Annotated in this window: 16 protein-coding genes; 4 read left to right on the top strand and 12 right to left on the bottom strand. The window is 69.5% G+C overall.

All coding sequences use genetic code 11. The features are described from left to right. Nucleotides 1–26 precede the first annotated feature (26 nt). On the top strand, nt 27–716 hold the full coding sequence (locus tag HMH01_RS07395) for a M48 family metalloprotease (RefSeq protein WP_171323873.1): 690 nt from the start codon (nt 27–29) through the stop codon (nt 714–716). A gap of 3 nt (nt 717–719) precedes the next feature. Here the strand turns inward: HMH01_RS07395 and HMH01_RS07390 are convergent, their stop codons facing one another. Together HMH01_RS07390 and HMH01_RS07385 are read right to left on the bottom strand one after the other, a co-directional pair. After that, nucleotides 720–1,502, bottom strand: a complete 783-nt coding sequence (locus tag HMH01_RS07390) for an FG-GAP repeat domain-containing protein (RefSeq protein WP_171323871.1) — start codon at nt 1,500–1,502, stop codon at nt 720–722. Next, on the bottom strand, nt 1,502–1,825 hold the full coding sequence (locus tag HMH01_RS07385; protein ID WP_171323869.1) for a 2Fe-2S iron-sulfur cluster-binding protein: 324 nt from the start codon (nt 1,823–1,825) through the stop codon (nt 1,502–1,504). Before HMH01_RS07385 ends, HMH01_RS07390 begins: the two co-directional genes overlap by 1 nt. 188 nt (nt 1,826–2,013) lie before the next feature. Here HMH01_RS07385 and HMH01_RS07380 point away from each other — a divergent pair, with 188 nt between their 5' ends. Then, nucleotides 2,014–3,024 (top strand): calcium-binding protein, encoded by a 1,011-nt coding sequence (locus tag HMH01_RS07380; protein WP_171323867.1) that lies wholly within the window; start codon nt 2,014–2,016, stop codon nt 3,022–3,024. Nucleotides 3,025–3,028: 4 nt separating this feature from the next. Here HMH01_RS07380 and HMH01_RS07375 read toward each other — a convergent pair whose 3' ends face one another. From HMH01_RS07375 to rpiA, 6 genes are all read right to left on the bottom strand, one after another. Next, nucleotides 3,029–4,507: a DegQ family serine endoprotease gene (locus tag HMH01_RS07375; protein ID WP_171323865.1), complete on the bottom strand. Its 1,479-nt coding sequence runs from the start codon at nt 4,505–4,507 to the stop codon at nt 3,029–3,031. A gap of 153 nt (nt 4,508–4,660) precedes the next feature. Then, nucleotides 4,661–4,852 carry a DUF2065 domain-containing protein gene (locus tag HMH01_RS07370; protein ID WP_171323863.1) on the bottom strand — a complete coding sequence of 64 codons (192 nt, stop codon included), beginning with the start codon at nt 4,850–4,852 and terminating at the stop codon, nt 4,661–4,663. Then, nucleotides 4,849–5,727, bottom strand: a complete 879-nt coding sequence (gene hflC / locus HMH01_RS07365) for a protease modulator HflC (RefSeq protein WP_171323861.1) — start codon at nt 5,725–5,727, stop codon at nt 4,849–4,851. Before hflC ends, HMH01_RS07370 begins: the two co-directional genes overlap by 4 nt. Beyond that, nucleotides 5,727–6,998, bottom strand: a complete 1,272-nt coding sequence (gene hflK, locus HMH01_RS07360) for an FtsH protease activity modulator HflK (protein ID WP_171323859.1) — start codon at nt 6,996–6,998, stop codon at nt 5,727–5,729. The genes hflC and hflK overlap by 1 nt, the downstream gene beginning before the upstream one ends. A gap of 66 nt (nt 6,999–7,064) precedes the next feature. Continuing rightward, nucleotides 7,065–8,426: a glutathione-disulfide reductase gene (gene gor / locus HMH01_RS07355; RefSeq protein WP_171323857.1), complete on the bottom strand. Its 1,362-nt coding sequence runs from the start codon at nt 8,424–8,426 to the stop codon at nt 7,065–7,067. A 48-nt stretch (nt 8,427–8,474) separates the two neighbouring features. Further along, entirely contained in the window at nt 8,475–9,260 is a 786-nt protein-coding gene (rpiA, locus tag HMH01_RS07350) for a ribose-5-phosphate isomerase RpiA (RefSeq protein WP_171323855.1), read from the bottom strand. A 144-nt stretch (nt 9,261–9,404) separates the two neighbouring features. Here rpiA and HMH01_RS07345 point away from each other — a divergent pair, with 144 nt between their 5' ends. Further along, nucleotides 9,405–10,796 carry an L-serine ammonia-lyase gene (locus tag HMH01_RS07345; protein WP_171323853.1) on the top strand — a complete coding sequence of 464 codons (1,392 nt, stop codon included), beginning with the start codon at nt 9,405–9,407 and terminating at the stop codon, nt 10,794–10,796. Here HMH01_RS07345 and HMH01_RS07340 read toward each other — a convergent pair. Further along, entirely contained in the window at nt 10,777–11,451 is a 675-nt protein-coding gene (locus HMH01_RS07340) for a thiamine diphosphokinase (protein ID WP_171323851.1), read from the bottom strand. The genes HMH01_RS07345 and HMH01_RS07340 overlap by 20 nt on opposite strands. Before the next feature lie 96 nt (nt 11,452–11,547). Here HMH01_RS07340 and HMH01_RS07335 point away from each other — a divergent pair, with 96 nt between their 5' ends. Continuing rightward, nucleotides 11,548–13,173 carry a hypothetical protein gene (locus tag HMH01_RS07335; protein WP_171323849.1) on the top strand — a complete coding sequence of 542 codons (1,626 nt, stop codon included), beginning with the start codon at nt 11,548–11,550 and terminating at the stop codon, nt 13,171–13,173. Nucleotides 13,174–13,215: 42 nt separating this feature from the next. Here the strand turns inward: HMH01_RS07335 and HMH01_RS07330 are convergent, their stop codons facing one another. From HMH01_RS07330 to HMH01_RS07320, 3 genes are read right to left on the bottom strand one after another with little or no spacing between them, the layout of a single operon-like run. After that, nucleotides 13,216–13,680 (bottom strand): CreA family protein, encoded by a 465-nt coding sequence (locus HMH01_RS07330; protein ID WP_171323847.1) that lies wholly within the window; start codon nt 13,678–13,680, stop codon nt 13,216–13,218. A 55-nt stretch (nt 13,681–13,735) separates the two neighbouring features. Continuing rightward, on the bottom strand, nt 13,736–13,966 hold the full coding sequence (locus HMH01_RS07325) for a DUF2842 domain-containing protein (protein WP_171323846.1): 231 nt from the start codon (nt 13,964–13,966) through the stop codon (nt 13,736–13,738). 16 nt (nt 13,967–13,982) lie between these two features. Continuing rightward, nucleotides 13,983–15,275 (bottom strand): adenylosuccinate synthase, encoded by a 1,293-nt coding sequence (locus HMH01_RS07320; protein ID WP_171323844.1) that lies wholly within the window; start codon nt 15,273–15,275, stop codon nt 13,983–13,985. Nucleotides 15,276–15,413 lie beyond the last annotated feature (138 nt).

Here is a 15,413-nt window from a genome sequence, read left to right as displayed (position 1 = left end):
GCCCCCGCCAGCCCCATATTCGCAGGATGCTGAAACTGACCCCCATCCTCATGGCGATCGCCGTCGCGGTGGGCATGTACCTGCTCTCGGCCTGGCGGCTGAAACGGCAGCTGGATGCCCGCTCGACCGAACTTGCCGACCCGGCGCTCGGCCGCGTCACCGCCCGGCTGGCAGAGGCGCTGGACGTCCCGCGCATCCGCGTCCACATCTACGAGGTGGACCCGGTCAACGGCCTCGCCGCCCCCGACGGGCGCATCTTCATCACCCGCGGCTTCTACCAGAAATACCGCGAGGGCGCCGTCACCGCCGAGGAAATGGCCAGCGTCATCGCCCACGAGCTTGGCCATGTGGCGCTGGGCCATTCGCGGCGGCGGATGGTGGATTTCTCGGGACAGAACGCGATCCGCGTCATCCTGACCATGCTCTTCAGCCGCATCATCCCCGGCATCGGGGCCTGGATCGCGAACATGCTGGTCACGCTGCTGGGCGCACGCCTCAGCCGCCAGGACGAGTACGAGGCCGACGCCTATGCCGCCGCCCTGCTGACCCGCGCGGGCATCGGCACCGCGCCGCAGATCTCGCTGTTCCGCAAACTCGAGGCAATGACCGGCGTTTCCATGGCCGGCCAGCCCGCCTGGCTGCTGAGCCACCCCAAGACCGAGGAACGCATCGCCGCGATCCGGACGCTGGAATCGCGCTGGCTGCCGGAAAGCTGACCCTCAGCCGCCGCAGTCGAGCGCTGCGGCAAGGCTCTCCACCCCCTCCAGCGGCCCCAGGTCCTCCACGACCACAGCGCCACCTTCCAGCCGCGCGGTCAGCACCCGGCTCCAGTCGCCACTGGCGGTCACCACCTCCGGCCCGGCGCCGCAATCGCGCACCCCGCCCGAGATGAAATCCTCGCCGAAACGGTGGTTGGAAAACCCCTCCGCCGAGGCGATCTCGACCAGCCGCGTGCCGTCGAGCGTCACGAAGCGCAGCACCTGCCCCAGATGCGGCGTCTCGACATAGGCGATGTCGGCGCGCCCGTCGCCGTCGAAATCCGCGATCCCCACCGGCGCCAGCCAGCGGTTGCGCTGGCCCAGGATCCCCGAACGCGCCACCTGTTCCATCTTCGGGCGCGCCGTCTCCATTCCGACCGCGCGATAGACCACCAGCGACGCACCGCCCGCCTGGTCGCTTTCCACCGCCACGATCTCGGGGGCGCCATCGCCATCCAGGTCCGCCAGTCGCGGCGCCACGTCCTCGAAGACGCGCGTGACCGGCAGGCTCATGCGCAGGCTGCGCCGCTCGCGCTGCACGACCAGCGTGGTGTATTCGATCCCGTCGCCCAGCGCGCCGTGCGGATAGCGCGTCGTCTCGCCCTCGAACCGGGCCTCGACCCCGAAACAGGGCGCGGGCGGCACCAGGATCTGCCCCAGCCGCGCGTCCTGCGGACAGGCCTCCTGCGCGGCGGCGCCCCCTGCCGCGGCCAGCAGCACCAGCGCTGCCGCGGCGGCCCGCATCAGATCTGCTTTTCCGGCAGGTGAACCACCAGCCCGTCCAGCGCGTCGCTGACCTTCAGCTGGCAGGTCAGGCGCGAGCGTTCCGCATCGGGCTGCCAGGCGAAATCCAGCATGTCCTCTTCCATCGGCTCCTTGTGGGGCAGCCGGTCCACCCAGTCCGGGGCGACATAGACATGGCAGGTCGAACAGGCGCAGGCCCCGCCGCAATCCGCCTCGATACCCGGGATGCCGTTGTCCCGCGCGCCTTCCATGACGCTCAGACCGTTGGGCACGTCAACCACATGCTCTTTGCCGTTGTGCTCGATATAGGTAATCCTGGCCATTCCTGGGCTGTTCCTTCGCTACGCCTGTCCTGGCGATACATAGACCTTGCACCCCGCCTTAGCCAACCCCTGCGGCGCCACGCCCCGGCACATCCGGCAAGAGGTTAACCAAAGCTTAACGATTGCTTTGGATTTTCGGCAATTCCGTGGGATCTCCGCCTCGGCCCAACCCGAGCGGAGCGCCTGCCATGACCACGATAAAAGCCACGCGCCACGGCTTCCACCTGACCGGCGGCACCGGGCTGCCGCTGGCGCCCGACGCCCTTCTGAACGCCGCCCCGGACATCGCGGGCAGCGTCCGGCTCGGACCGGGCGCGCCGGGCTTCATCGCGCAGGACGCGGGCGGGCATGTCGCGCTCGGCACGGACACGCCGCTGCCGGATCCGGGCGACACCTGGCAGGCCACCATCGCCGTGACATCGCTCACCTGGTTTCGCGACGCCCCGGCCGGGCCGGAAGCCATCGGCCGCATGGGGTTCGAGCGGCCGCTCAAGATCCAGGTGACCTACGACCTGGAACTGGGCCATTGGTCAGGCCATGCCGCAGCCCCCCTCGCCGAACGGCTCCAAGCGGATGGCTTCGGCCTGATGGGTGGGCCGGGGGCGGACGTGCTCGACGCCTCCGCCCTGCCCCTGCCGATGCCGGGCGGCGTCACGCTTGACGGGCGCGGCGGGGACGACCGGCTGACGGGCACGCTGGCCTCCGACGTGATCCGCGGCGGCGCGGGCCAGGACCGCATCGCGGATGCCGGCGGGCGCAACCAGCTGATCGGGGGGGCGGGCGACGATCACGTCACGCTCGGCCCCTGGTCCGCGGGCAGCGATGCGCGCGGCGGCGCGGGCGACGACCGGCTGGTTTCGTCGAATGGCGCCGACCGGCTGGACGGCGGCCTTGGCGATGACCGGATCGAGGGCGGGCGCGGCGACGACATCCTGCGCGGCGGGCCGGGCAACGACACGCTGGCGGGCGGCGACGGGGCGGACACGTTCATCTTCCGCACAACGCATTCCGGCCAGGACGTGGTGACGGATTTCGACCCGGACGCCGACCGGCTGATCCTGCGCGGCCCCGGAAACGACGACGCCGCCCTGACCGTTGGCGAGGGCGGCGTCTGGATCGGTTGGGGCGATCAGCCCGAACGCATCTTCCTGGACGGGATCACGCCTGCGGATGACACCGACTGGCTGATCCTGCCCTGAGGCGTCAGCCCTGCGGGGTCAGCGCGACAAAGCGCGGCTGCCCGTCGCGGCGCACCAGCATCAGGACCGACCGCCGGCCCGCCTCGGCCGCGTCCGAGAAACGCGCGGCCACGTCCTGCGGCGTGCTGACCGGCTGCTGCCCGATCTCCGCGATCACGTCGCCGGGGCGCAGCCCCTTGTCAAAGGCCTCGGACGTCTCGTCCATCTCGGTGATGGCGACGCCGCGCTCGTCCTCGGGCAGGCCCAGTTCGGCCCGCAGTTCCGGGGTCAACGCGCTCAGCGTCATGCCCAGCACCGTCTCGGGCACCTGCGGCAGGTCCGGCGCGCCGCCGCCACCCGGCTGGTAGTTCGCCTCCGCCTCCTCGCGGCGGCCCAGCGTCACGCGCAGGGTCTGGGTGCCGCCGTCGCGGAACACCACGACGCGCGCGACCGAACCGACATCGGTGTTGCCGACCATCCGCACCAGTTCGCGCGTATCGGCCACGTCCTGGCCTGCGAAGTTCAGGATCACGTCGCCCACAAGGATCCCCGCATCCATCGCCGGCCCCGGCGGCACGTCGGTCACGAGCGCGCCGGCGGCACTGTCCAGTCCCATCGCCTCGGCCACGTCGGGCGTGACGTTCTGGATGCTCACGCCCAGCCAGCCGCGGCGCGTCTCGCCGAATTCCTTGAGCTGGTCCACCACCCGCGTCACCACCGAAGAGGACATCGCGAAGCCGATCCCGATGGACCCGCCATTGGGCGACAGGATCGCGGTGTTCACGCCGATCACCTCGCCCGCCATGTTGAACAGCGGCCCGCCCGAATTGCCCCGGTTGATCGCGGCATCGGTCTGGATGAAATCGTCGTAAGCCCCCTGGAGCGAACGGTTCCGCGCCGAGATGATCCCCGCCGACACCGAAAAGCCCTGCCCCAGCGGGTTGCCGATGGCCAGCACCCAATCGCCCACCCGCGCGCCGTCGCTGTCGCCGAACGGCACGAAGGGCAGCGGCTGGTTCGGCTCCACCTTCAGAAGCGCGATGTCGGTACGCGGGTCCGTCCCCACCACCTCGGCCGGCAACTCGCCCAGGCCGTCGAAGAACTCGACCAGGATCTCGTCGGCGCTCTCGATGACGTGGTTGTTGGTCACGATGTACCCGTCGGCCGAGATCACGAAGCCCGAACCCAGCGCCGAGCCGCGCCGCTCGCGCTGCTGCGGGCCCTGCCGGTCCAGGAAATCCCGGAAGAAATCCTCCAGCGGCGACCCCTCGGGCACCATCGGCGAAATCCCCTGGTCGGTGGCGATCACCGTCGTCGTGGTGATGTTGACCACCGCCGGGCTCAGCCGCTGGGCCAGGTCCGCGAAACTGCCCGGCACCGCCTGCGCCGGCAGCCGCTGCACCTGCGCCGCCAGAAGCGCCGCCGCCGCGAGAAGGATCACGAACGCCGCGCGCAGCAGATCGACGGGGGTGTTTGGCCGGACGGCAGTCTTCACTCGGGTCATGCGTGTCTTCCTCCGCGGGGATACATCGTTCTCATGGAGGAGATAGGCGGCCGGGCCGTCAATGACATGGCACAAATCCCCACATCCTCTCACCTGATCGTGAATCTAGGATGCCCCCGCCGCATTGCCAAGCGCGCTTGCCCCCCCGCGCGCCTACCCTTGCGCGATCCACACCAGCGTCACCCCCAGCGCCACCACCCCCAGCCCCAGCGAGCGGCGCGCCTCGGGCGGGATGCGGCGGATCGCCTCCAGCACCTCGTCGATACGCGAAGGGGCCAGTGCAAGCACCAGCCCCTCCAGAACAGCCGCGATGCCCAGACCTGTCAGCAGGTCGGCCCAGCTCAATTCCCGGACGCCCCGGTCTCGGACCGGAAGTAGTCGAAGAACTCGCTGTCCGGCGACATCACCATGGTCGAGGTCTGGCCCTGCAACGCCTGCTCATAGGCGCTCAGGCTGCGGTAGAAGTTGAAGAACTCCTGATCGCGGCCATAGGCCTCGGCATAGATGCCGTTGCGCTCCGCATCGGCCTGACCGCGGATGATCTCGGCCTCGCGCTGCGCCTCGGACACCAGCTCCACCGCCGTCCGGTCGGCCTGCGCGCGAACCCGCTGCGCCGCTTCCTGGCCGCGGGCCCGCTCGTCGGCGGCCTCGCGCTGGCGCTCGGCCTCCATCCGCTCGAAGGTGGCGGCCAGGTTCTGCGCCGGCAGCTCCACCCGCTTGATGCGCACGTCGATCACCTCGACGCCCAGCGCGCGGGCGTCCACGATGGCGGCGTCGCGGATGTTGTTCATCAGCTCGACGCGGTTCTCCGACAGGATGGCGTTCGACGTCACCGCCCCCAGCACCTCGCGCAGCTGGGCGTTCAGGATCCGCTCCATCCGCGTTTCGGCCTGGGCGATGCCCCCCACGCCGACGGCCTGGCGGAAACGCACCACGTCGCTGATCCGCCAGCGCGCGAAGGCGTCCACCACAAGGCGCCGGTCGTCCAGCGGCGTGACCTCCAGCGGCTGGGTATCCAGCGCCTGGATCCGGTCGTCATAGCGCACGACGTTCTGGATGAAGGGCATCTTGAACGAAAGCCCCGGCGCTTCCTTGACGGCCTTGATCTGGCCGAACTGAAGCACCAGCGCCTTTTCACGCTCTTCCACGATGTAGATCGAGGACAACCCGACGACGGCGGCGCCGAACAGGACGCCCAGCAGGATATAGGCCTTGCTCATCAGTTCCCCCCCGTCTGCATCTGCATCTGAAGCTGCGGGCCGGCCACGTTGTTGGCGGACCCGCCGCCACCGGCAGCCCCGCCGGGTGCGGGCGCGGCGGCAGCCCCGCCCGAGCGGCGCAGCTCGTTGAGCGGCAGATAGGGCACGATGCCCTGCCCGCCCGCGCCGCCGGCCAGCGCCTGGTCGATGATCACCTTGTCCACGCCGCCGAACACCCGCTCCATCGTCTCGATGTACAGACGCTGGCGCGTGACCTCGGGGGCCTTGGCGTATTCCTCGTAGACCGACACGAAGCGGCTTGCCTCGCCTCGGGCCCGGTTCACGACCTGCGCGCGATAGCCCTCGGCCTGCTCCAGGATTTCCGCCGCCTCGCCTCGGGCGCCCGCAAGGCGCTGGTTGGCATAGGCGTCGGCCCGGTTCTGGAAGGTGTCGCGATCCTGTTCCGCCGCCTGCACGTCGCGGAAGGCGTCGATCACCTCGCGCGGCGGGTCGGCGCGGTCGAAGTTCAGCCGCACGATGTTCACGCCCGCGCCATAGCTGTCCAGCGTGTCCTGGATCAGCGTGCGCACCTCTTCGGAGATGATGCCGCGGTCGCGGTTCAGCACCGGCCCCAGCTGCGAGCGGCCGATCACCTCGCGCATGGCCGATTCGGAAACCGAGCGGATCGTGTCCTGCTGGTTGGCGATGTTGAACAGGAAGTCCGCCGGGTTCGAGATCGTCCAGACCACCTGGAAGTCGATATCGACGATGTTGGCGTCGCCGGTCAGCATCAGCCCCTCGTCTGTCACCGTGCCGCGGCCCAGCTCCTCGGTGCGCTCGCGCGTGACCTCGATGATCTCCTTGGTGACCAGGGGCCAGGGCGCGAAGTTCAGGCCCGGATTGCCGACGGCGGAAAATTCGCCCAGGAACAGCTCGACCGACTGCTCTTCGGGGCGCACCGTGTAGAAGGACATGAACAGCCAGGCGCCCACGGCCGCAAGGCCGATCAGCGCGGCGCCGCCCTTGCCGATGCTGGGGCCGCCATCGCCGCCGCGACCGCCGCCGATGCCGCCGCGACCGCCCATCAGGACGCGCAGCTGCTCCTGGCCCTTGCGCATGATGCGGTCGATGTCCGGCCCCTGCCCGCCGCCGCCCTGGGGCGGCCCGCCGCGATCGCCGTCGTCACCGCCACCGCCACCGCCGCTGCCCCATGGGTTGCGTCCGCCCCCCTTGTTGCCGCCCTTGTTGCCGCCGCCGCCCCATGGCCCGCCGGAGTTGTTCGAGTATGGCATCAGCCTGTCATACCTCTTCTGACATCAATGTTCCCTGATCCTTAGCTGTAGGCTCAGGGGCGAAATTCAAGCTTGACCGCCCACCGCTGTCCGCATCGTGACCAGTTCCTCGGCCGCTGTCGGGTGCACCGGCATGGTCCGGTCGAAATCCTCCTTGGTGGCGCCCATCTTCACCGCGATGCCCACCATCTGGATCATCTCGCCCGCCGCAGGCCCCACTATATGCACACCGAGCACGCGACGCGAAGCCTTGTCCACGATCAATTTCATCAGCATGCGCTGATCGCGGCCCGCAAAGGCGTGGAACATCGGCCGAAAGGTGCTGCGATAGACCTCGATGTCGTACCGGTCGCGCGCCGCCTCCTGGGTCAGTCCGATCGTGCCGATCTCGGGCTGGGTGAACACCGCCGTCGGGATCAGCGCGTGATCGACCGGCGTGGGGTTTGCCTTGAACACCGTCTCGACAAAGGCCATGCCCTCGTGGATCGCGACCGGCGTCAGGTTCACGCGGTCGGTCACGTCGCCCACCGCATAGACCGACGGAACCGAGGTCTGGGAATAGTCGTCCACCGCGATCGCGCCGTTGCGGGTCAGCCGCACGCCGATCTCCTCCAGTCCCAGACCCTTTGTCGCAGGCCGCCGCCCGGTCGCGTAAAGCACGCAGTCGAAGGTGGTCCGCGATCCGTCGGTGCAGGTCACTTCCAGCCCGTCGTCGGTCTTGTCGATCCGCACCAGGTCGCGGCCCACATGCAGGGCGATGCCCTTCTTGCGCATCTCCTCGGCGATGTGGCCGCGCACCTCGTCGTCGAAGCCGCGCAGGATCTGCGCGCCGCGATAGAACTGCGTCACCTCGGTGCCGAGCCCGTTCATGATGCCCGCGAACTCGCAGGCGATATAGCCGCCGCCCACGATCAGCATGCGCTTCGGCTGACGCTCCAGGTGAAAGACCTCGTTCGAGCTGATGGCATGCTCCGCCCCCGGCACGTCCGGCATGAAGGGCGCGCCCCCCGTGGCGACCAGGATATGCTTCGCGGTCACCGTCTGCCCGCTGGACAGCTCAACCGTGTGCGGGTCCTTCAGCACGCCGCGGGCGCGGAACAGCTCGACCCCCAGCTTTTCCATGTTGGCCTGGTAGACGCCTTCCAGCCGGTCGATCTCGCGGTCCTTCTTCTCGATGAAGAAGGGCCAGTCGAAATCGCTGCCCGTCAGCTTCCAGCCGAAGCCCGTCGCATCCTCGACCGCCTCGGAAAAGCCCGCGGCAAAGACCATCAGCTTCTTGGGCACGCAGCCCCGGATGACGCAGGTGCCGCCGTAGCGATATTCCTCGCACAGGCCCACCTTCGCCCCTGTCATCGCCGCCCAGCGCGAGGCCCTGACCCCGCCCGAGCCGCCACCGATCACGAAAAGGTCGTAGTCGAAATCTGCCATACACTTGCCATACGTTTTCCAGACGGCTTCCAGACGCGGTTTCGCCCCTCAGCCGATGAATTTCAGGAAGTCGTCAAGCCGCCCGCCATCGGCCGTGTCCAGCCGCCGCGGCTCGTCGTCGACGAAGTGGAACACAGCCTCGCCCGATGGCAGGCCCACCACCATCGTTTCCGCTATGTCTGTGAAAAGACCGGTTTCCACGACGCCCGGCACCGACAGCAGATCCGCCGCCAGCCCCTCGGGATCGCCGATCCGGCCCAGGTGCAGATCCAGGATGAAATGCCCCTCGTCGGTCACGAACGGCGCCCCGTCCCGCATCCGCCGCAGGATCCGGCTGCCCTCCACGTCCGAGTCCTCCAATATGTCCCGAACCAGGCTCTGCGACGCCTCCCAGCCGAACTTCACGACCTCTACAGGTAGTGGGAACGCGCCCAGCGTCTCCACCATCTTGGCCGGATCGGCGATCACCACCATCCGGTCCGAGGCGGTGGCGACGATCTTTTCCCGCAGAAGCGCACCCCCGCCGCCCTTGATCAGGGTCAGGTCGGCATCCGCCTCGTCGGCGCCGTCGATGGTCAGGTCCAGCCAGCCCGCCTCTTCCAGCGTGGTGGTCGGGATCTTCATCTTCCGGGCCAGCGCCTCGGTCGCCTCGGAGGTGGAAACCGCAAGGATTTCAAGCCCCTCCAGGTGTCTCCTTGCGCCCAGCAGCTTGACCAGCCAGGCCGCGGTCGATCCGGTGCCGAGCCCGACCTTCATGCCGTCCTCGATGAAATCCATCGCGTGATAGGCCGCCGTCAGCTTGGCGCGGTCGTTCGGGTCGAGGTGAAGCGGCATCCCGTTTCCGTTCCTGAAGGTGAATTTCGTGGCCCGATCCATAGCCCCTATTCGCCACGGGTTCGAGAGAAGAATCGCCGCAAGCCCTGTTCGCGGAACGCGGGGGATGTCACTGTGGCGGCAACAATCGGAGGTGAGGCAAAGGTGTTTCTCAGCGTCTTCGACATCTTCAAGATCGGCGTCGGCCCCTCGAGTTCGCACACCATGGGCCCGATGATCGCGGCCGGGCGCTTTCTCGACCTGCTGCGCGCCGGCACCGAGGCGATCCCCGGCGCAGGCCCGCCCGCGCGGGTCTCCTGCCGGCTGCACGGCTCGCTCGCCCATACCGGCAAGGGCCACGCCACCGACCGCGCCGTGGCGCTGGGGCTGTGCGGGATCCTGCCGGAAAGCTATGACGCAGCCGCCGCCGACACGGCGCTTGCGCGTCTTGCGGCCGGGCAGCCACTGACCCCGCCGGGCCTGCCCGAACTGGCCTTCGACCCCGACACCGACATCGCCTTCGACACCGGTCCTTCCCTGCCCGGGCACGCGAACGGCCTGGTCCTGATGGCCCATGACGCTCGCGGCGCGCTGCATGCGCAAGAGACGTACTACTCGGTCGGCGGCGGCTTCGTGCTGACCGCGCGGGAGCTTGAGCAGGGCGAGACCAGCGCCGGGCAAGCCCATGTGCCCTATCCCTTCACCACCGCCGCCCAGATGCTGCGCATGGCGCGCGAAAGCGGGCTTTCCATTGCAGACATGAAGCGCCGCAACGAGATCGCGGCAGGCCACGGGCCGGGGCTGGAGGCGGGGCTGATGAAACTCTGGCAGGTCATGGAGGATTGCATCGACCGAGGCCTGACGGACGAAGGCGTGCTGCCGGGCGGCCTTGGCGTGCGCAGGCGGGCATCGGCGATCCACCGCGCGCTGAAGGGCGAGCAGGGCCGCAACCAGACCGCGCCGCACATGATCAACGACTGGATCCTGACCTATGCGATGGCCGTCAACGAGGTGAACGCCGCGGGCGGACAGGTGGTCACGGCGCCCACCAACGGCGCCGCCGGGGTGCTGCCCGCGACGCTGAAATACTGGCTCGACCATGTGCCCGGCGCCAGCCGCGCAAGGGTGCCCGATTTCCTGCTGACCGCGGCCGCCATGGGTGGGCTGATCAAGGCCAACGCCTCGATTTCCGGCGCCGAGATGGGCTGCCAGGGAGAGGTCGGCTCGGCCGCGGCGATGGCTGCGGCGGGGCTTTGCGCCGTGCTGGACGGAAGCCCCGCGCAGATCGAGAACGCGGCCGAGATCGCGCTCGAACATCACCTTGGCATGACCTGCGATCCGGTGAGGGGGCTGGTGCAGGTGCCCTGTATCGAAAGAAACGGCCTTGGCGCGATCAAGGCGGTGTCGGCCGCGTCGCTGGCGCTGCGCGGTGACGGTCGGCACCTGGTTTCGCTTGACGCCTGCATAGAGACGATGCGCCAGACCGGCCGCGACATGGACAGCCGCTACAAGGAGACATCGCAGGGGGGGCTGGCGGTCAACCTGCCGGAATGCTGAGCGCGGCAATTGCCGCATCGAGCGCCTGAAGCGGCAGGATCACCAGCACGCCGGGCCCGTCGAAGCCCGCCTCGACCCGCCCGCCGGCGGCCCGGTTCGAGGTGCCGATCCGCCCCCCCGGCGCAAGGCCGAGGCCCGCCACGCCCCAGACGAGCCCCGATGAATGCAGGCCCGTGACCGGGGCCAGCGGGAAGAAGGACACCGGCAGCCCCTCGGGCAGGTCCAGGACAAGCCGCTCGGGGCAGTGGAACACCAGGTCCTGCTCGCCCAGCAGGATGACCGGGCGGGCGCGATACGCGACCAGCGCGCTCATCGCGGCAAGCGCGTGATCGGTCCGCTCGCCCAGGAAGCCGCAGCCCAGGATCAGCGGCGCCCGCAGCGAATAGAGGCATTTCTCCAGATCGGTCGTTTCCTGTTCCGCGATGCGGTGGACAGCGATGCCCTGCGCGCGCCAGTGATCGACGCTGGTGGCCGAGTCGAGATCGCCGATCACCGCTTCCGGCGCGCGCCCCGCCTCGAGCGCGCGATCCGCGCCGCCATCGGCCGCGACCAGCCGCGGCGCGCGTTCCAGCGCCATGTCGAGCAGCCCGCGCGGTTGCGCGGCTGCGCCGATCAGCGTGACCTTTTCGGAACTGTCGAAGAGGATGGAATCCATGACGCCCGCATTAGCGCGCAAGTTGTTTGGATTCCAGCCGTTCCTGATTATGGTGGATCGAAAGAACCGGCTCGGGCCAGCACAGGGAGCACAGGCATGGAAGACCCCCGCAAACTGTCCGTCGCCTTCGGAAGTTTCGCCTGCGTGATCGAAGGCTTCGAGGATCCGTTTCCGCTGATGCATGAAGTGGTGCGCTACTTCCAGCGCATGGCCTCGGAGAACCCCGGCTTCGGGCGTTTCGACGAGATCGCGGATTTCGACGAACTGGCCGCGCTGCTACTGGACGAAGGGGTGGACGTGGAGATCGCGCCGATCGCGGGCGGCGTCCATGTCCGCCGCTTCGCCCTGCTGGAGACCGGCGCCGCGCCGGAGGCGGAGCAGGACGAGGCAGGCCCGACCGCGGAAATGACAGAGGCCGCCCCGGACATCGACGACGCGCTGGCGGCGGACAGTGCCGAAGACGCCCCCGAAGCGGGCGGGGCGGAAGACGCCCCCGAAGAGGAGGTGGCGGACGAGTTCCGGCAGGACGATGACGCGGCGGACCAAAGCGCCGAGGCGGAAGCCACGCAGGACGAGAATGCAGAGGCCGCCGCGGACGACGCCGAAACAGACGAGACGGTCGGCGGCGAACAGCACGGGACGGACGAAGCCCCCGCAAGCGATGCGGAAAGGGGGACCGCGCAGGAAACGGACAAGGACGCAGCCAGGCCCGACGAGGCGCCGCTGCGACTTGTGCCAAGCCCCCCCGAGGCGCCCCCGTCTCGCAATGCCCCGCTGCGGCTGGACAATCCGGCGCCAGCGGACACCGGCGCCGCGGCCCCCGCGCCGAAGCGGTTGCTGCTGGGCCCGGACCTGGTGCGGCCCATCGAGCCGGAACCGCGGCCGCCCTTCATCGATCGCGTGATGGGAACCGGAAGCGAACCGCCGGCGGAAAAGCCCGCGATGGCCGACAAGGCCCAGGCCGGGCCATCCGCCCCGGCGGACCCCGGGGCCGAGAGCCGCGAGGAACCCCGCCGCGGGGGCCTGGGCGGCTTTTTCCGGCGGTCGACGCCAGCGGAACCCGCGCCGCCGACCGGGACGCCCACCGCCGAGGCCCCGGCGCCGAAGCCCGCAGCCCCCGTGCCCCTGCGTGCGGTGGAGACGGAGCCCACGCCGCAGGCGCCAGCGGCCGAGGAGACACCCGAGCCGCAATCCCGCGGCCTGCGGTCCCTGCTGCGCGGGCGCCCGTCCGCGCCGGCCGCCCCCGCCACGGCAGGGCCCGAGCCCGAGCCCGAGCCGAAGGCGGCCGCGCCGCGTGCCGCAATGTCCGAGCCGAGAAGTGGCGAGGGCGACAGCCTGCATGACCGGCTGCATTCGAGTTTCGGCGACCTGCCCGAGCCGGTCTCGCCCAGCGCCGTGCGGCTCGAGGAAATCGTTGCCGGCGAGGACGATCCGACCACGATCCGCGGTTTCGCCCGGGCGGCCGGCGCCGCCTCGCTGCCCGAGATGATGACCGCCGCGACCGGCTACCTGGCGCTGGTGGGTGGACAGCCCCTTGTCACCCGCGGCCAGATCATGGCGGCGGTGCAGGAGATCGTGGGCGAAACGCCGCTCTCGGCCGAGGCAAAGGTCAAGGCCTTTGGCAAGCTGATGCGCAGCGGCGACCTTGTGCGGCTGGATGACGGGCAGTTCATGCTGACCGAAGAGCGGCTTACGGACCTGCGCGGCCGCACGGGGGTCTGATCGGGGGTCTGATCGGGGGTCTGATCGGGGATCGGGCGCGGATCAGCTGCCCGCGTCCCAGGGCCGGATCGCCACGGCAGAGATCGCGTTCTTGGGCGAGCCGTCGATCAGCCTGTCCGAATAGGTCAGGTAGATCAGGGTGTTGCGGCTCTCGTCGAAGAACCGCACCACCTGCACCCGCTTGAACAGGACCGAGGTGCGGCGGCCGAAGACTTCCTCCCCCTCCTCAAGTTCGCCGACGAATTCGATGGGCCCGACCTGGCGGCAGGCGATGGAGGCGTCCGATGTATCCTCGGCCAGCCCCAGCGTGCCGCTGATGCCGCCGGTCTTGGCCCGGCTGACGAAGCAGGACACGCCCCGGATGTCGGGGTCGTCGAAGGCCTCGACCACGATCTTGTGATTGGCGCCAAGAAGGCGGAAGGCGGTGTCCACCTCGCCGATCTGTTCGGCCTGGGCGCCGATCGCGGTCGCCACCATCAGTGCCAGAGCCGTCGCGATCCGTTTCATGCCTCGTTCCTCTCGAAACCCTCGGAGCAAGATATGGGAACGCCTGCGGACGCTGTCACCCCTTGGTCCGGTCCTCGTCCGGATCGGCGCGGCCCACGCCCTTGAACACCGCCTTGAGCGGAAAGGCCCACAGGATCCCGAGGCCCAGATAGACCAGCAGTTCCAGCAGGATCGAGGGGCGCTCGAACAGCGCCACCACGTTGACCGCGACCACGATGTAGAGCGGCAGGCCCACCACCAGGATCAGCAGCGACAGGCGCCTGCGGGTCTTGTAGCTCAGGGCCATGCGGCTCTCCCTTTCCTCAATCGGCGAAGGGGTCACGCACGAGGATGGTGTCGTCCCGCTCCGGCGAGGTGGAGAGTAGTGCCACCGGGCAGCCGATCAATTCCTCGACGCGGCGGACATACTTCACCGCCTGCGCCGGCAACTCGGCCCAGCTGCGGGCGCCGGCGGTGCTTTCCTGCCATCCCTCCAGTTCCTCGTAGACCGGCTCCACCCGCGCCTGCTCTTCCGAGGCGGTGGGCAGGTAGTCGATCTCCCGCCCGTCGAGGCGGTAGCCCACGCAGATCCTCAACGTCTCGAACCCGTCGAGCACGTCGAGCTTGGTGAGCGCGATGCCCGACACGCCCGAGATGGTGCAGGTCTGGCGCACCAGCACCGCGTCGAACCAGCCGCAGCGGCGCTTGCGCCCGGTGACGGTGCCGAACTCGTGGCCGCGCTCGCCCAGGCGCTGGCCGATCTCGTCCTTCAGCTCCGCCGGGAACGGCCCCTCGCCCACGCGGGTGGTGTAAGCCTTGACGATGCCAAGGGTGAAATCCACCGCCCCGGGCCCCATGCCGGTTCCCGTCGCGGCCATCCCGGCCGTCGTGTTCGACGAGGTGACGAAGGGATAGGTGCCGAAATCCACGTCGAGCAGCGCGCCCTGCGCGCCCTCGAACAGGATGCGCGCGCCCTTGCGGCGCTGCTCGGCCAGCTCACGCCAGACGGGGGCCGCGAAGGGCAGGATCTTCGGCGCGATCTCTTCGAGCGCCGCCATCAGGCCGTCGCGGTCCACCGGCTCGAGCCCGAGGCCGCGGCGCAGCGCGTCGTGATGGGTCAGCAGCCGGTCGAGCCGGGTCTCGAGCGTGGCGCGGTCGCGCAGGTCCGCCACCCGCACCGAGCGGCGGCCGACCTTGTCCTCGTAGGCCGGGCCGATGCCGCGGCCGGTCGTGCCGATCTTGGCCACCGCGGTCGAGGCCTCGCGCGCGCGGTCCAGTTCGCCATGCAGCGGCAGGATCAGCGGCGTGTTCTCGGCGATCATCAGGTTCGCGGGCTCGACCGCGACGCCATCGGCGCGCAGCGACTCCATCTCGCGGATGAAGGCCCAGGGGTCGAGCACGACGCCATTGCCGATCACGCTCAGCTTGCCCGGGCGCACGATGCCCGAGGGCAGCAGCGAGAGCTTGAACACCTTGCCGTCGATGACCAGCGTGTGGCCCGCATTGTGCCCGCCCTGGAAGCGCGCGATCACATCGGCGCGCTCGGACAGCCAGTCCACGATCTTGCCCTTGCCCTCGTCGCCCCACTGGGCGCCGACCACGCATACATTCGCCATGAAAGCTCCCTCCGGCCAAACCCCGCGCGGTATATCGCGGGCCGCCGGGGGGTGAAAGGCGAAATCGCCACGGGTAGCGCGGGCAGGCCGGCGCCGGATGCCTCCGGCGGGGATATTTGAAGAAAGTGGAAGACGGGG

The sequence above is a fragment of the Halovulum dunhuangense genome (assembly GCF_013093415.1).
GTDB lineage: Bacteria > Pseudomonadota > Alphaproteobacteria > Rhodobacterales > Rhodobacteraceae > Halovulum > Halovulum dunhuangense.
The sequence above is the reverse complement of the archived record's forward strand: the minus strand, read 5'-3'. Positions and strand labels throughout refer to the sequence as shown.

Coding starts and splice junctions, on each gene's coding strand:
- HMH01_RS07390 (WP_171323871.1), bottom strand. CDS start 1,502: ATGCGGGCCGCCGCGGCAGCGCTGGTGCTGCTGGCCGCGGCAGGGGGC.
- HMH01_RS07320 (WP_171323844.1), bottom strand. CDS start 15,275: ATGGCGAATGTATGCGTGGTCGGCGCCCAGTGGGGCGACGAGGGCAAG.
- HMH01_RS07330 (WP_171323847.1), bottom strand. CDS start 13,680: ATGAAACGGATCGCGACGGCTCTGGCACTGATGGTGGCGACCGCGATC.
- HMH01_RS07335 (WP_171323849.1), top strand. CDS start 11,548: ATGGAAGACCCCCGCAAACTGTCCGTCGCCTTCGGAAGTTTCGCCTGC.
- hflC (WP_171323861.1), bottom strand. CDS start 5,727: ATGAGCAAGGCCTATATCCTGCTGGGCGTCCTGTTCGGCGCCGCCGTC.
- HMH01_RS07325 (WP_171323846.1), bottom strand. CDS start 13,966: ATGGCCCTGAGCTACAAGACCCGCAGGCGCCTGTCGCTGCTGATCCTG.
- HMH01_RS07385 (WP_171323869.1), bottom strand. CDS start 1,825: ATGGCCAGGATTACCTATATCGAGCACAACGGCAAAGAGCATGTGGTT.
- HMH01_RS07375 (WP_171323865.1), bottom strand. CDS start 4,507: ATGACCCGAGTGAAGACTGCCGTCCGGCCAAACACCCCCGTCGATCTG.
- HMH01_RS07380 (WP_171323867.1), top strand. CDS start 2,014: ATGACCACGATAAAAGCCACGCGCCACGGCTTCCACCTGACCGGCGGC.
- gor (WP_171323857.1), bottom strand. CDS start 8,426: ATGGCAGATTTCGACTACGACCTTTTCGTGATCGGTGGCGGCTCGGGC.
- hflK (WP_171323859.1), bottom strand. CDS start 6,998: ATGCCATACTCGAACAACTCCGGCGGGCCATGGGGCGGCGGCGGCAAC.
- rpiA (WP_171323855.1), bottom strand. CDS start 9,260: ATGCCGCTTCACCTCGACCCGAACGACCGCGCCAAGCTGACGGCGGCC.
- HMH01_RS07395 (WP_171323873.1), top strand. CDS start 27: ATGCTGAAACTGACCCCCATCCTCATGGCGATCGCCGTCGCGGTGGGC.
- HMH01_RS07340 (WP_171323851.1), bottom strand. CDS start 11,451: ATGGATTCCATCCTCTTCGACAGTTCCGAAAAGGTCACGCTGATCGGC.